The organism is Agrobacterium sp. M50-1, from assembly GCF_049843495.1.
In the GTDB taxonomy this organism is placed as follows: Bacteria; Pseudomonadota; Alphaproteobacteria; order Rhizobiales; family Rhizobiaceae; genus Agrobacterium; species Agrobacterium radiobacter.
In genome coordinates, this window is the sequence record NZ_JBBHZH010000009.1 from 224439 (window position 1) to 238364 (window position 13926).

The 13926-nt window shown below is 55.0% G+C and carries 13 protein-coding genes; 3 read left to right on the top strand and 10 right to left on the bottom strand.

The annotated features are described in order from the left end of the window. Window positions 1–3: 3 nt before the first annotated feature. Genes WDZ78_RS20415 through rfbF form a run of 4 tightly spaced genes read right to left on the bottom strand, consistent with a single transcriptional unit; the run spans window position 4 to window position 3334 of the window. Entirely contained in the window at window positions 4–927 is a 924-nt protein-coding gene (locus tag WDZ78_RS20415; RefSeq protein WP_425674049.1) for an NAD-dependent epimerase/dehydratase family protein, read from the bottom strand. Then, window positions 924–1490 (bottom strand): dTDP-4-dehydrorhamnose 3,5-epimerase, encoded by a 567-nt coding sequence (rfbC, locus tag WDZ78_RS20420; protein WP_174070943.1) that lies wholly within the window; start codon window positions 1488–1490, stop codon window positions 924–926. Before rfbC ends, WDZ78_RS20415 begins: the two co-directional genes overlap by 4 nt. Before the next feature lie 19 nt (window positions 1491–1509). Next, the gene (locus WDZ78_RS20425) at window positions 1510–2559 is read right to left on the bottom strand and encodes an NAD-dependent epimerase/dehydratase family protein (protein WP_174070941.1); all 1050 of its coding nucleotides are present in this window, start codon (window positions 2557–2559) and stop codon (window positions 1510–1512) included. A 4-nt stretch (window positions 2560–2563) separates the two neighbouring features. After that, window positions 2564–3334 carry a glucose-1-phosphate cytidylyltransferase gene (gene rfbF / locus WDZ78_RS20430; protein ID WP_174070939.1) on the bottom strand — a complete coding sequence of 257 codons (771 nt, stop codon included), beginning with the start codon at window positions 3332–3334 and terminating at the stop codon, window positions 2564–2566. A gap of 776 nt (window positions 3335–4110) precedes the next feature. Here rfbF and WDZ78_RS20435 point away from each other — a divergent pair. After that, the gene (locus WDZ78_RS20435; protein ID WP_425674050.1) at window positions 4111–5874 is read left to right on the top strand and encodes an ABC transporter ATP-binding protein; all 1764 of its coding nucleotides are present in this window, start codon (window positions 4111–4113) and stop codon (window positions 5872–5874) included. 196 nt (window positions 5875–6070) lie between these two features. On the opposite strand, the gene WDZ78_RS20440 is transcribed toward WDZ78_RS20435, so the two are convergent. Continuing rightward, on the bottom strand, window positions 6071–6193 hold the full coding sequence (locus WDZ78_RS20440) for a hypothetical protein (RefSeq protein WP_272870771.1): 123 nt from the start codon (window positions 6191–6193) through the stop codon (window positions 6071–6073). Between the two features lie 53 nt (window positions 6194–6246). Between WDZ78_RS20440 and WDZ78_RS20445 the strand changes: the two genes are divergently transcribed. Next, window positions 6247–7053, top strand: a complete 807-nt coding sequence (locus WDZ78_RS20445; protein WP_400156580.1) for a 2-keto-4-pentenoate hydratase — start codon at window positions 6247–6249, stop codon at window positions 7051–7053. Window positions 7054–7143: 90 nt separating this feature from the next. Here WDZ78_RS20445 and WDZ78_RS20450 read toward each other — a convergent pair whose 3' ends face one another. Next, window positions 7144–8049 (bottom strand): LysR family transcriptional regulator, encoded by a 906-nt coding sequence (locus WDZ78_RS20450; RefSeq protein ID WP_026363339.1) that lies wholly within the window; start codon window positions 8047–8049, stop codon window positions 7144–7146. A gap of 184 nt (window positions 8050–8233) precedes the next feature. On the opposite strand from WDZ78_RS20450, the gene WDZ78_RS20455 reads away from it, so the two are divergent. Beyond that, window positions 8234–9289, top strand: coding sequence for an aldo/keto reductase (locus WDZ78_RS20455; RefSeq protein ID WP_020008907.1), 1056 nt, complete (start codon window positions 8234–8236; stop codon window positions 9287–9289). A 48-nt stretch (window positions 9290–9337) separates the two neighbouring features. Here the strand turns inward: WDZ78_RS20455 and WDZ78_RS20460 are convergent, their stop codons facing one another. From WDZ78_RS20460 to WDZ78_RS20475, 4 genes are all read right to left on the bottom strand, one after another. After that, window positions 9338–10288 (bottom strand): bile acid:sodium symporter family protein, encoded by a 951-nt coding sequence (locus WDZ78_RS20460; RefSeq protein ID WP_020008908.1) that lies wholly within the window; start codon window positions 10286–10288, stop codon window positions 9338–9340. Between the two features lie 241 nt (window positions 10289–10529). Then, window positions 10530–12194: a type IV secretory system conjugative DNA transfer family protein gene (locus tag WDZ78_RS20465; RefSeq protein WP_425674051.1), complete on the bottom strand. Its 1665-nt coding sequence runs from the start codon at window positions 12192–12194 to the stop codon at window positions 10530–10532. Then, entirely contained in the window at window positions 12191–12499 is a 309-nt protein-coding gene (locus tag WDZ78_RS20470; protein ID WP_425674052.1) for a mobilization protein, read from the bottom strand. Before WDZ78_RS20470 ends, WDZ78_RS20465 begins: the two co-directional genes overlap by 4 nt. Before the next feature lie 183 nt (window positions 12500–12682). Further along, entirely contained in the window at window positions 12683–13609 is a 927-nt protein-coding gene (locus WDZ78_RS20475; protein WP_425674053.1) for a nucleotidyltransferase and HEPN domain-containing protein, read from the bottom strand. Window positions 13610–13926: the final 317 nt, after the last annotated feature.

Below are 13926 nucleotides of genomic sequence, written 5' to 3' on the forward strand. Positions count from 1 at the left end.
CTCTCACCGGTATGATTGTGCAATTTCGTCCCAGGCACTCGCCTCATCCCAATTTTTTACATAATGCTTGGCAGATTGAGTGTTCACGCGCATCAACGGTTCACTAAAATCGGTCTGCTCACCCAGTTCCAGCCCACAATCCAGATTCATTCGCTCTCTCATCGCCATCGCGAATCGTTGTGCAAAGGCACCTTGTGTCTCGATGTAACCGCTCGGGTTCAGTTTCGACGCTACGTTTTTCAGCTCTGCCACTTCGGATACATATCTAACATAAGCGGAGGCAAGGAGACGCACATGGATGTTGTCACGCACATAATCGGGGGTGTTTACGCGCGCAACCTCGCCTTGTTTCCAGGTGCGCATCAAATATGCCGCAAAACGCGGCTCCTCAAGTGGCCCGAAAGGATTGGGGATGACAAACTTACCGAAAGCTATGTCAATATCCCGGCAGTAGTGTTTCACAACTTCCGCAGTAATCCCCTTGGAAAGACCATAGGGGGAAAATGCAACAAGCGGCGCGTTACCAGCGCCTTCGTTTTGTTCGAAAACGCTCCCTGTTAAAATGACACCCTTTAAACCACCAGCGCGAAGCAGCTCCAGAACTCGGCGTAAATGATGTGTATTTTCGCTGAGTGCACCCGCCACATCGAAGTCCGGACTGCGATAATTTCCTACCTGTGCTGCATGATGGCACAAGATATCGTAACCGCCACTGGCAATCTCGCAAAACCTCTCCGAGCCAAAAGGAGCCTGATCAATGACGTCTGCCACGAGCTGAAGTCGGCGAACCCGTTCGGCCCGCACGCCTTCGGTATAAGAGGAAATACTTCCGCGAAGAGGAGCCACCACCTTGATGCCGGCCGCAGCTAATGCTTCAGCGAACCAGTAGCCGGTAAACGAGCTGGCCCCAGTTAACAGCACTTTCATTTCAGGCCCCGCATAAGTTCAGTTCCATGGAATTCCGGATTAAAGTCGGGCCATGCTCTGTCTTTTTCGGACACTTCAACTGGCTCAATGGGCCACTCGATACCGAGAGCAGGATCGTTAAATCGAAGCCCTCGTTCGCACTCAGGAGCATAAAAGTCACTGACAAGATAAAGAGCTTCGGTATCGTCGGTAAGCGTGATGAACGCGTGCGCAAACCCCCTCGGCACGTACATCATCATCCGGTTCTCGGCGGACAACTCCGCGCCGAACCATTTGCCGAATGTCGGTGAGCCAGCCCTCAAATCAACGATAACATCATAGAGAGCACCTCGAATGGCACGTACGACTTTAACTTCGCCCGACGGCGGAAGCTGATAGTGCAGCCCCCGAAGTGTACCTCTTTTGGAGCTTAGCGAGTTATTGATTTGAACGAAGCGTGTCTCCAAACCTTCCGCCGCAAATTCTTTTTCGCAAAATAATCGCGCAAAAAAACCACGGTCGTCGCCCCGTTTTTCGAGCTCTATTACACGCGCACCATCTAAAGGAGTTTTATGGAAAATCATTTTCTAAATCTCCAGGGCCTCAGGCTCGTATCCAACGCAAGTCTTTTCCAAGCCTGCCAGATTCAATGTGGTGTTCGAGAGTCTTCAACCGAATAAACGGAGAGTTCCGAAAATCGCGATCACGGAAACTCATTCTCGTCAGGTTAACAATAAGCCGTTCGATCGACTGATCCAGGGACACCTGCGGGATAAAATCCGGCGCCAACGACTTGAAAAGCGTGAAGTCGACTTTGTAGGACCGCTTGTCTGGTGGTGCATTTGTGTTGATGCTAACTTTTGTTCCAGATACTTGCCGAGCGACAGCCTCTGCAAGGTCGCGAACCTGATAGTTGTTTTCATCTCTTCCAGCATTTACGGCAAGAAACTGCCCACCGTTAGAAGCCTCGCGCACAACCGCCCACGAAATGGCACGCGCCATGTCCTCGACGTCTATCAGCGGTCGCCATGGAGATCCATCACTCAGAACCGTGATTTCGCCGGAAGTAAGTGCTCCCGCAACGAAGTCATTTAGTACCAGATCGAGACGAATTCGATCAGACGCACCACATGCCGTCGCGAAACGAAGGCTCGTAGTGGTCATTCCCTTCAGGTCGGTCTGTTTTAAGCGTTCTTCCGTACCGATCTTGGAACGAGCATAGGCAGTAAGCGGGTTTGTCGGATCGGTCTCTTTTCGAGCGCCGCCCTCTGCGAAGCCATACATGCTGCAGCTCGACGCGAAGACGAAATTCTTGACTCCGGCCTCGGCAGCCAGTTCAGCAATCCGGACGCTGGCATTTTGATTGATATCCTCAGTCACCTGCTCGAACTGATTACCCATAGGGTCATTCGAAACAGCGGCCAGGTGAACGACTGCGTCCACACCCTCAAGGATTTCAGCTGGAAAATCGCGCACATCACCAAAAAACTGCCGGTCAAGCACCACCTCTGGCAGGTCCTCAGCACCAGTGAGTGACTGTCCGAAATAACCGGCATCAAAGCCGATCAAATGCAATTCAGGCACGTTCTTCTTTAAGAAGCGCGACAATACGGGGCCGACATAGCCCATATTTCCAGTAATCAGAATCTTCATCACATCACCACTTTTTCCAGGGAGCTTTGTTATCAACCCAAAGCTTCTCAAGCATGTTTTTTTCGCGAAGGGTATCCATCGGCTGCCAGAACCCTTGATGTTCAAACGCCATCAATTCGCTATCTTTGGCTATATTCATAAGGGGCTCGGCCTCCCACGAGGTCGAATCGCCAGCAATGTAGTCGATCGCCTTTGGAGACAGTACAAAGAACCCGCCATTAATAAGGCCGACTTCGCCCTTTGGCTTTTCCAGAAAGCTCCGGACGGCCCCATCCTCGATCTGCAGAGCGCCATACCGACCAGGAGGCGTTACAGCCGTCACTGTCGCAAGCTTCCCGTGATCCTTATGAAAGGCAATGCTTTTCGAGATGTCGACATCCGACACGCCGTCACCATAGGTGAAACAGAAAGCCTCTTCATCGCTGAGATACGGGGCGACACGCTTCAAGCGACCACCAGTCATTGTATCGTCGCCGGTATCGATCAAAGTCACCTTCCAAGGCTCCGCCTTGCGATCATGCACCTCCATCGAATTCGAGGTCATGTCAAAAGTAACATCTGACATATGCAGGAAATAATTCGCAAAATATTCTTTAATTACGTAGCCTTTGTACCCACAGCAAATAATGAAGTCATTCACCCCATGAGAGGCGTAAATTTTCATAATATGCCAAAGGATTGGCTTCCCACCGATTTCGACCATCGGCTTGGGTCGCAAATGCGTCTCTTCCGATATTCTGGTTCCTAGTCCACCAGCCAAAATAACAGCTTTCATGGAGATCACACCTCGATTATTTGCACTACAATCAGCTAGATGCAGTATCCGAGATAAAATGGCAAGCCTCAGCATCCACCAGTTGATGATGAGATACGACTCCTCAGACTTTAAGATGAGTTATAACGCCGCGCCTATTCCAGATTTGCCAGAATGAACGCTAACAGCATCGTTTACAGCCTACCAGAACCCAACGTAAAAAACCATTAATTAATTGATATTGTTAATTAAAATTTGATTCTTAATGCCGCACCGAAGAAGACTTCGCGCAACAGGCTGAGAAAACCTCACGCACACGAAACTAGCGCACCGGCCAACGCTCCCAGCTACCAATCGTAGGACCTCATGAAAGAGTGCAGGCCAAAGTGACAGTTTTCGCTTAATCACATTTGGAGATCGGCGAATCACAATATTTGATCCAGAGGAAGGCTCTGGCTCGTTGGGGCAGTGTGTAGAAAGACGGCACTGGATTTCAGGTGGATGAATTCATCCGTTTGGCCACGGCCTTTACCCACATCATGGCGATCGTATTTAGGTGTCCCACATACCGTACCCAAAGCGAATGTTGACAGTTTCGGGATGTAACATTATTTGCTTCCTTTAAAAGCGAGGTTTGTTGCACCCTTGAACGGAAAAGTCCCTATGATGATCGCAAACTCGGGACGCGGTAATAGGGTGTATTTTGCGACGAGTTTCAATCAGCAGCTCGTGCGTTATAATGTCGACCCCTGCGCCTAGCCCATTGTGGATGTCGAGACTAAAATAAGGATGTTTCGGTGATCGGATCGTTTTTGTCGCCAAACGACAAGAAGTTGTTGACGCGACTTTTCAAAGACAACTTTAAAAAGCACGTTGGCTGGTATTCTGCGGCGATTACAGCGATGTTTGTGGTTGCAGGCATGACGTCGCTCAGTGCCTGGATCATGCGCGATATCGTCAACAGCGTCTATCTGAAGCGAGGTTTCGACGTCGTCCTCGAGATTGCATTTGCAGTCGCTGCCATCTTTATCGTGAAGGGCCTCGCGACCTTCGTCCAAAGCTACTACCTGAGCAAGGCAGGCAACAGTATCGTTGCCGAACAGCAACGCAAAATCTATGACAGGCTTCTAAAGCAGGGGGTTTCATTCTTTCAGAATCTCCCGTCCTCGGAATTGCTTATCCGGGTTACCTATAACGCGCAGTCTGCGCGTAATGTGATCGACACTATCGTCACATCCTTCGTTCGTGATCTGTTTTCGCTCATCGGTCTGATCATCGTAATGTTCGCTCAGAATTTCCTTCTGAGTGCAATTTCCATGATTATCGGCCCAATAGCAATCTTCAGCGTCCGATTGGTCTTGCGCCGCGTGCGCAAGATCATGGAGGCCGAACTTGCCTCACTAGGTGAGATCGTCAACGTCGTGCAGGAAACCAGCATCGGTGTTCGCGTTATCAAAGCTTTCTCGCTTGAGAAATTGATGCGCCAGCGCATGAACAAGGCCGTTTCCGATGTGGAACAGCGCTCGAACGGTATCGCTAAGCTGGAGGCGGCGACGAGCCCCATCATGGAGACGCTGTCCGGCCTTGCTATTGCGGTCGTCATCGCCGTGTCTGGTTATACCGTCCTCGAAAAAGGCGGCTCCCCTGGCGACCTGATGGCATTCATCACCGCGCTGCTTCTCGCTTACGAACCGGCAAAACGTCTGGCCCGTATGCGTGTGCAGATCGAAGGTGGCATGATCGGGGTACGGATGATGTTCGAGGTTCTGGACGCCCCGCTTACGCTCACGGAAAAAAACGACGCCCTCCCCCTTCCCAAGGCAAGCGGCAATGTGGAGCTGAAGAACGTCAGCTTCGAATATGTTTCGGGGCAGCCAGTTCTGAAAGACGTCAATGTACTGTTCGAGGGTGGCAAGATGACCGCTTTGGTCGGGCCATCCGGCAGTGGCAAGTCGACCATTATCAACCTTATGATGCGTCTTTACGATCCGCAAAATGGTTCTGTTGAAATCAACGGAATGGATTTGCGTGACGTCTCCTTCGCCAGCCTGCGCGAGCATGTTTCTTACGTCGGCCAGGAAACTTTCCTCTTCTCGGGGACGGTAAAGCACAATATTTCCGTGGGTCGCGACAACGCCGCGGATGAGGAAATCATCGCTGCCGCAAAGGCTGCCAATGCGCATGATTTTATCATGAAAATGCCTGATGGTTATGACAGCAAGCTGGGAGAAAACGGGTCCGGGCTGTCTGGTGGCCAGCGGCAGCGTGTTGCTATTGCCCGCGCCATGCTGAGAGATGCAGACATATTGATCCTCGACGAGGCGACGAGTGCGCTCGATTCGGAATCCGAAGCACTCGTCCGAGACGCGCTGGAGAGACTGACGCTTAATAAAACGTCTATTGTCATTGCTCACCGGCTTTCCACGATTAACCGGGCTGACAAAATTGTCGTCATGGATAACGGACAGGTTGTTGAACAGGGGAGCCGTCGCGAATTGCTCGCAACGGATGGTCTCTACAAGCGCCTGCACAGCATTCAGTTCGATGCAGATGTAGCTTAGCCCAAAAAAGATCGGGCGGCCCTGCCGCCCGAATTTTACTTAACCATTTCCGTACCGATTACCATCTATTGTCATGCGATTTTCACATCGCGCGTCCTTCTGGCGAAAAGCAGTGGGATTTTCATCAGTCGATCAGGTGAATGACGTCTCAACGCTAGTGGTGCAGACAGTTTCCTTCTTGCGGTCACTACCCGCCTTATTCATGCCGGGTGACGTGATCACGAACGTGCACCGCCGTGTCCGCCTTGTAATGAAGCCGCCGGCTTTCATGAAATCCGATGATATTGTCGAACTCGGCAACGATAGCCTTGGCAAACATCGCCAAATCGTGACAGCATTCGATAAGTGACTGCAAGGATGGATGGTGGCGAAATGACGGCTATCGAAGAACTGGCCAGAAGATTTGCGCAAGCAGATGTCACCGGGGGGAAAATTCCTCTGGCGCAGATGGAGACAGATGGCCTTGTTCCCGATGATTTCGAAACTGCAATGGCCGTACAGCGCGCATCTGCTCAGGTTTTGGAAAAGCCGGTAAAAGGCTGGAAACTGGCGATCCGGCCGGATGGCGAGGCAGTCGGCGCGCCGATACTGGATTGTTACCAGGTCGAAGACAACAATATCGCCTCTTTTCCGGAAGCGGGAACTGAAGGCATCGAGGTGGAGATATGCTTCACTCTTTCCTCCGATATACCAGCCCGCGGTACGGTGCCGTTCACCAGAGGCGACCTCTCGCGGCACATCGGCAAGGTCCATCTGGGTGTTGAACTTCTACGCTATCGGCTGGCTGAGAAAAATCAGGTGCCCTTTCCGTTGTTTCTGGCTGACCGCCTTGCCAACCACGGCTTCGTCATCGGTCCGGAAATAGATACCGGCGTTCTGGACGTCTTTGCCGAAAACGAAGCAGACCTGCCACAGCTTACCGTGACTGAAGGGGCAGTGCAATTGTTTGATGCCAAAGCAAAACACCCGAACAGGGATTCGCTGGCACCCCTTCTTGCCTTCGCCAACGCCGCGCTCAACAAAGGTGACATGCTCAAAGCGGGGAACGTGGTGACGACAGGCAGCCTCTGCGGATTGATACCGAGCGCGCTCGCGCTCGATGTGCATATAGCCATGATACAGGTTAGTGCGTTTACACTTTCAGGTTCGAAATCATCAGAATTTGGTCACTCAGCATAAACACCCCATTTTTTGCAGCCGCGGCTTCCGACCGCAAATGCTGAGAACGCGTATCATTTTAACCACGGCTTTTCCAATGCCTCCGGAAGGTCACTTCACCCGCCCATATTCGCCCAGAAAATCGAGCAGCGCCCGGATGCGTGAGGGAAGCGGCCCGCGCTGGCCGACATAGACGGCATGAAACATCTCCGTTTCACCCGTATCGAGATGATTAAGCACGGGGATCAGCCGGCCGGCGGCGATATCGTCCCTCACGGTGAAAGCGGCAAGGCGCACCAGCCCGACGCCGGCAAGCGCCAGACGGCGAAGGCCTTCGCCATCGCTCACCTGCACACGTCCCGTCGCCGGGATGAGGACGGTCTTTTCCTCGTCCCGCAACGGCCACCCGTCGACTGACCGGGCATAACCAAATCCGAGGCGATTGTGATCTTCCAGATCGGCGATTGTTTGCGGCACACCGCAGCGCTCCAGATAGTCAGGGGCGGCGGTGATGATCATCCTTGTCTCGCCGAGTTTGCGGGCAACGAGGCTTGAGCTTTTGAGCGGCCCGGCGCGCACCGCGACATCCATGCGCTCTGCAACGAGGTCGACCACCTGATCGGTCTGGACGATATCGAGCGTGATATCAGGATGAAGCGCCAGAAAGCGCGGCAGGATGGGCGCAAGAATATGCGTTGCATAAGAAGCGCTGGTGTTGATCCGCACGCGGCCGACAGGCTGTTCGCCCAAGCCGGCGGCACGCTCGGCCTCTTCGAGATCGGCGAGGATGCGGGTGGCCCTTTCGTAAAAAGCGCAGCCCTCCGGCGTTATCTGAAGCTGCCGGGTGGAGCGGATGAGCAGGCGCGCGCCCAGGCGACCTTCCAGCCGTGCGATAAGCTTGCTCACCGCTGAAGGCGTCATGTTCGCCGCCGCGGCCGCACGGGAAAAACCTCCGAGTTCAACCACCCGCACGAAGATTTCCATCTCCCCTGCCCGGTTAATCTCAAGTCGCGCCATGATGACTTCATCTCACAAGTGATATTATTTTCGGCATTCTATTTCATTGAAGAGCCAGCGTCTATCTTCAGACAGCGATTGAAACACATCACAATCTTCGTCTGCCAGATCACGAAGGGATGGGAGGCACGGCGCCACCAGGCGCCCGGCCTCGAACCATGCCGAAGCAACAAAGGAACACCCCATGGAATATCGCTATCTCGGCAAATCCGGCCTGAAAGTGCCGGTTTTGAGTTTCGGCACCGGAACTTTCGGCGGCTCCGGCCCACTCTTCAGCAACTGGGGCAATTCGGATGCTGCGGAAGCCCGGCGCCTGATCGACATCTGTCTCGAAGCCGGCGTCAACCTGTTCGATACGGCCGATGTCTATTCCAATGGGGCATCGGAGGAGGTTCTCGGCGAGGCCATCAAAGGCAGGCGCGACAGCGTTCTGATTTCAACCAAGACCAGCCTGCCGATGGGCGACGGGCCGAATGAGGCCGGATCGTCCCGCTCCCGGCTGCTGCGCGCGGTGGATGACGCCCTGCGCCGTCTCCAGACCGACTACATCGACATTCTTCAGCTCCACGCCTTCGACGCCTTCACACCGGTTGAGGAAGTATTGTCGACGCTCGATACCCTCGTCCGCTCCGGCAAGGTGCGATATACTGGCGTTTCGAATTTTTCAGGCTGGCAGATCATGAAATCGCTCGCCGTCGCGGACCGATATGGCTGGCCGCGTCATGTGGTCAATCAGGTCTATTATTCCCTTATTGGCCGGGACTACGAATGGGATCTGATGCCGCTCGGCGCGGACCAGGGCCTTGGCGCGATGGTCTGGAGCCCGCTAGGCTGGGGGCGGTTGACCGGAAAAATCCGCCGCGGCGCACCGCTGCCCGAAGGGAGCCGGCTGCACGAGACCGCCAGTTTCGGCCCGCCGGTGGATGATGAGCGTCTCTACCGCGTGATCGATGCGCTCGACGCTATCGCCGAAGAAACCGGCAGAACCGTGCCGCAGATCGCGCTCAACTGGCTGCTCAGACGGCCCACCGTTGCCACTGTCATTGTCGGCGCACGCAATGAGGAACAGCTTCGCCAGAACCTCGATGCCGTGGGATGGGAGCTGACACCCGCACAGGTGGCGCGGCTGGACGAGGCCAGCGAGACGACTGCTCCCTATCCGCATTTCCCGTATCAGCGGCAGGCGGGCTTTGCCCGTCTCAATCCGCCGGCCGTAACACGTCAAACTATGCCGCTCTAAGGCGGGTCAGGCCGCCTGAACTGCAGGCGGCCTGACAAATGCGGAGCCTCAGGCGGCTTTGTTTCCGGAGCCTGCTTCCACCCGGCCCGAAAACCAGTTCGCCAGGATTGCACCGGAAATATTGTGCCAGACGCTGAAAATGGCGCTCGGAACCGCCGCGAGAGGCGAGAAATAGGCCGTGGCAAGTGCCGCGCCAAGGCCCGAATTTTGCATGCCCACCTCAATCGCGATGGCCTTGCGTTTGGCAAGCGAAAGGCCCGTTGCCTTTGCCGCGAGATAACCGATGAGATAACCAAGCCCGTTATGCAGTACCACGACGGCAAAAATCATCAGCCCGGACTGGGCGATAGACGCCTTGGATCCTCCCACCACCGCCGAAACGATGAGCACGATGCCGATGACGCTCACGAGCGGCAATGCCGGAACAGCGGCCTTGACGAAACCGGGCAGCAGCTTCTGCAGGGCGGCGCCGAGAGCAAGCGGAACCAGAACGACCTTGACGATGCTGAGGAACATGGCCCAGCCATCAACGGGCAGGAACTGGCTCGCAAACAGCCAGACGAGGAATGGCGTCACCAGTGGCGCGGCAAGCGTGGTTACCGAGGTGCAGGCAACGGACAAAGCAACATCGCCCTTGGAGAGATAGGTCATGACATTGGAAGATGTGCCGCCCGGGCAGCAGCCGACCAGAATGACGCCAGCCGCGACTTCCGGCGGCATGGGAATGATCCGGGTAAGCAGCACCGCCAGAAGCGGCATGATGAGAAACTGGCCGAGCACGCCGATCGTCACATCGAACGGCCTTTTGACGACCTCCCTGAAGTCATCGACCGAAAGCGTCAGCCCCATGCCGAACATGATGATCGACAGGAGCGTGACGATCCACGGTGCGATCTGCTTGAACGTATCCGGAAAAAAGAAGCCGAGCACGGCAAACAGGATGACCCAGAGGGCAAAGGTCTTGCCTACAAATGCCGAAACGGCTGCCAGCGTTTTCATGTCTATACTCCCAAGATGATCATGAAACCCCGTCTAGACTCCTATGGTGCCCTGTCAAGGTCATTACTCGGTTGCTAGACCTCGCGGTCGAAAACGATCCCTCCGCCGCGATGCCGCCGTCGCCACAGGACTGCAATTTGGACGAAGGCTCATCTATCCGCTTCCCGTTGCGCCGAAGAGAGCCCGAGGGCCGCGCATACAAGGTCTCAGATGCTGGACTGCCTTTTCGTCGTGCATCCCGTTAGACTGGGTCGAACATCTCCCTGAATTCCGGATCGGCAAAATAGGCAAGCTTCTCGGCAAAAACTGGTCGTTGTCCGGCAAGGAACAGCAATTGTCCTTTCTCCGGCAGATTGCGCACCTCATCAGGGGTGAGCAGCGGCCGGCCCGTATGTTGTTGGCTGTAGGAGATCCCGGTCTTATCGGAATCGAGCGCTCTCGCCATAGTCTGGAACACGACCGTTTCCTGTCCGAGCAAATCAGAGATGAGGCGGGCGCTGTCATGATCGTTGACGCCGAAGACCTGCAGCACGCCGGCGTTTGACAGAAAAGTTCCGGCGCGGTGACCGTATGTGGCACGCAGCTGATGGATGTCCTGCAGGATGGGCCAAAGCTGGACACCATAGCCCGCCATCAGACCCATCGCGCGTTCGACTGTTGCCAAATGCCCAAGGGATGCGAACTCATCAAGCAGATAGAGAACGGGTGTCGCCGGCTTTGTCGGATCGCGGGCCATTTCGAGCAGGCTTTGTGAGACAAGCAGGCGCAGCCAGCGCGAATAGGTCGAGAGACGATCAGGCGGAAGAACGAGGAACACCGTCACATTGCTGTGCTTGAGATCGGCAAACCGGAAATCCGAGCGACTGAGAACCGCCGTCATGCGCGGTGAATCGAGAAAATGCGTATGGCGTTGGGCTGCGGACAGAACGCCTGCGGCTTCGCGGTCGGATTTTCCGAGGTGGCGGTTTGCGGCACGCGCGACAAGACCGCTCGCCGCATCGCTGTCCTGCATACGCTTGAGCAGTGCCGCAAACTGCTCCGGAGCGAGGGTGAGATAGTCTCGAAGTGTGGCGAGGTGCCTGCCACTCAAAGGCTCCGCCGCAACGATCTCGAGCAGCAATCCGGCTATCAGTGCTTTTGCCTCCTCGTTCCAATGCGCCTCCCCCGCCATTCCCGGTTCGTCGAATACAAGAGCGTCGGCAAGCGCACTGGCATCTTCTGCGACATCAAGGCTGTCGGGATCAAGCATGGCCAGGGGATTGAAGGCTGCCGAGGGTTTCCCGGTGACAGCAAAAGGATCGAGCACGTGAACCGGCCCGAATTTCTGGCGGGCACGCCCGGTGATCCTTGCATTCTCGCCTTTTGGATCGACGCAGATCACGGAGCGGTCGGCGGTCAACAGATTTGGGATGATAGTGCCGATACCCTTGCCGGTTCGCGTCGGCGCCATGGTGAGGAGATGGGCCAGGCCATCATAGCGCAGAGGCTTCGCCGATTTCGTATCACGACCAATCAGGAGGCCTGAACCGGATGAGGTGAGAGCGGCTATCTCCTTGTCTGTCGCAAAGCGGGCGGAGCCATGGGTATCATCGTCACTATCCCCGAAATGCAAAATGAGCGCGCTGGTGATGAAACGGAAGGTGATGACGGCAAGCGCCAGCAGGGTGAGGAAATCGGGGAGGATGTAGACAAGCGAGCCGCGCCCGAAACCCGTTTGCTCGAGGAAATGACGGCCACCCATGCCGATCACTAACGTGACGATGACGAGGATGAACATTAATCCGAGAAGCGGTTTCCAGATCCGGAAGGGCATGGCAAGCAAAGCCAAGAATGCCCAAATCGGATCCCGCGCGGCAGCGCGCATCATGTTCTTGAATGCGTCCAGGGCAAGTCGCAATCGGCTCATGGAAACCGTTCCGCGCTGTCGCCACCCTCTCCCGTTCCCGGCTGTGCTGGTTCGATCAGATCGGAGAACAGCGCCTTGTCATTGTCGCGTATCAGAAAGCCCGGCAGTTCGCGGCGCAGCCATGCACCGAGTTGTTTGCTGAACTCCTGATCATTCGAGAGATCCAGGTGATGCAGAACGAGCGAGCCGATCAGGACCTTGCGACGCATATCGTTGTTGCGCTCGGTTTTTGAAAGCCGGGCTTTGAGCGCGGAGCGTTGCGCGTCCAGTTCAGCCAGGCGCTGTTCGATGGTTTTCCTTGCCACGATTGTTCCTTTCGATTGTGGTCGCACCGGAGCGGCCGCTGTTGCCCACGGCTTCGCTCCTGGAAGACAGACCCGTTTCTATGAGGACGTCGACATAGCGATTGTAGGAGGTTGGACCCTGTGGTTCATGACGCGGCGGTGGGTGTTGCGTGAGCTCAGGTTTTTTTGTGCCACCGGTGAAGCTCAGTCGCTGGAGTTTGCGGCTTGTCCCGCTGCCCGTTCAAGATTTTGGAGATGTTCGGCGCACACCACTTTAACAATGTCGTAGAGCACCGATGCTCGGCCCATCATCCAAGAGAGACCTTCTTCTGACATCTTATAGTGCTCAGAATACCTGGCTTTCACATACGCCTCATTGAGAAGGTTAAACCAGCTCACGTATCTGGCCTGGTCGCGAGGCCAAGCGTCGATCAGCCTGACATCACGATCCTCGGAAAGTCCTCTTAGGAATTTGAGATTATGGGATGCTGGCGTGTGATTTGTAAGGGTAAGAAGTAGAGCGCCGTACATATGCTCCACTGCTTGGTGCAACTGAAAGGCAGTGCCCGGAAGGTCTCTGTTTTGGAGGCCGAATAGTGAGAAGTTCACGAAACTATCGATCACCTTGAAACGATTGGCAGCATTCTTTCGCGCCACCTCAAAAGCTTCGTGCGGCGTCAAAACTTTCGGCTCGGCGAGTTCTCTGTCATCAAGTTCGTATAGCACAATGCCATCACGTCGGATATCGCTGAAGAAATATTGCCCTTCCTGCAAGAAATTGCTGATCTCGCGAGCGCCATGGATAATGAGGCTCACGGGCGTCTCGATTTCCTTGTCCCACATCAGCCGGTCTGTCGCCTTGTCCCAGTGTTTGGGATCGGCCAGTTCCTTGTTGCTGACGATGATGAGAATGTCGAAGTCCGAGCGATAACCTTTCGACGTATGCGGTTCATCCACCCAGTTGCCACGCGCGTAAGAACCGAACAGGATGATTTTGAAAATCCGTCCATCCTTCTTGGCGCCAGACTTGGAGCGCTCCACCAGATCAGCAAACTCTTCCTGGATAATCCCGACGACGCGTGCAAGCTCGCGTTGCTTTCGTTCCGGCAAATGTTCAAGGCTGGTCTTCATGTTTGCTCCGTTTCTGGACGGTATCCTCTATGGGCCATTGTAAACTTCTTTGAAACTCCGATTTTTGGCAGCCGCCAATCGAATGCCTGTATCCCGAACTATCGACCGCGCGTTGCCTGCGCCCGCTTCTGTTTGTCGCGCCGCGCCTGCAATATCTCCTTCCACTCGTCCGGCTTCCTTTGGCACCTATCCCTTCCTCCGCCGTGCGATCAGCTTGCGCCTATCGCCCTCCCGGATTGATGCGTTTGCTTCCCTATTCAAACACGAGCAATCGCCACTTGGCGACTACTACTTTTAGTAGTCGAAATGCCTGTTAG

What these genes read in the sequence shown, in the direction of transcription:
- WDZ78_RS20415 (WP_425674049.1), bottom strand. Translation starts at nt 927, where the DNA reads ATGAAAGTGCTGTTAACTGGGGCCAGCTCGTTTACCGGCTACTGGTTC.
- rfbC (WP_174070943.1), bottom strand. Translation starts at nt 1,490, where the DNA reads ATGATTTTCCATAAAACTCCTTTAGATGGTGCGCGTGTAATAGAGCTC.
- WDZ78_RS20425 (WP_174070941.1), bottom strand. Translation starts at nt 2,559, where the DNA reads ATGAAGATTCTGATTACTGGAAATATGGGCTATGTCGGCCCCGTATTG.
- rfbF (WP_174070939.1), bottom strand. Translation starts at nt 3,334, where the DNA reads ATGAAAGCTGTTATTTTGGCTGGTGGACTAGGAACCAGAATATCGGAA.
- WDZ78_RS20440 (WP_272870771.1), bottom strand. Translation starts at nt 6,193, where the DNA reads ATGTTTGCCAAGGCTATCGTTGCCGAGTTCGACAATATCATCGGATTT.
- WDZ78_RS20445 (WP_400156580.1), top strand. Translation starts at nt 6,247, where the DNA reads ATGACGGCTATCGAAGAACTGGCCAGAAGATTTGCGCAAGCAGATGTC.
- WDZ78_RS20450 (WP_026363339.1), bottom strand. Translation starts at nt 8,049, where the DNA reads ATGGCGCGACTTGAGATTAACCGGGCAGGGGAGATGGAAATCTTCGTG.
- WDZ78_RS20455 (WP_020008907.1), top strand. Translation starts at nt 8,234, where the DNA reads ATGGAATATCGCTATCTCGGCAAATCCGGCCTGAAAGTGCCGGTTTTG.
- WDZ78_RS20460 (WP_020008908.1), bottom strand. Translation starts at nt 10,288, where the DNA reads ATGAAAACGCTGGCAGCCGTTTCGGCATTTGTAGGCAAGACCTTTGCC.
- WDZ78_RS20465 (WP_425674051.1), bottom strand. Translation starts at nt 12,194, where the DNA reads ATGAGCCGATTGCGACTTGCCCTGGACGCATTCAAGAACATGATGCGC.
- WDZ78_RS20475 (WP_425674053.1), bottom strand. Translation starts at nt 13,609, where the DNA reads ATGAAGACCAGCCTTGAACATTTGCCGGAACGAAAGCAACGCGAGCTT.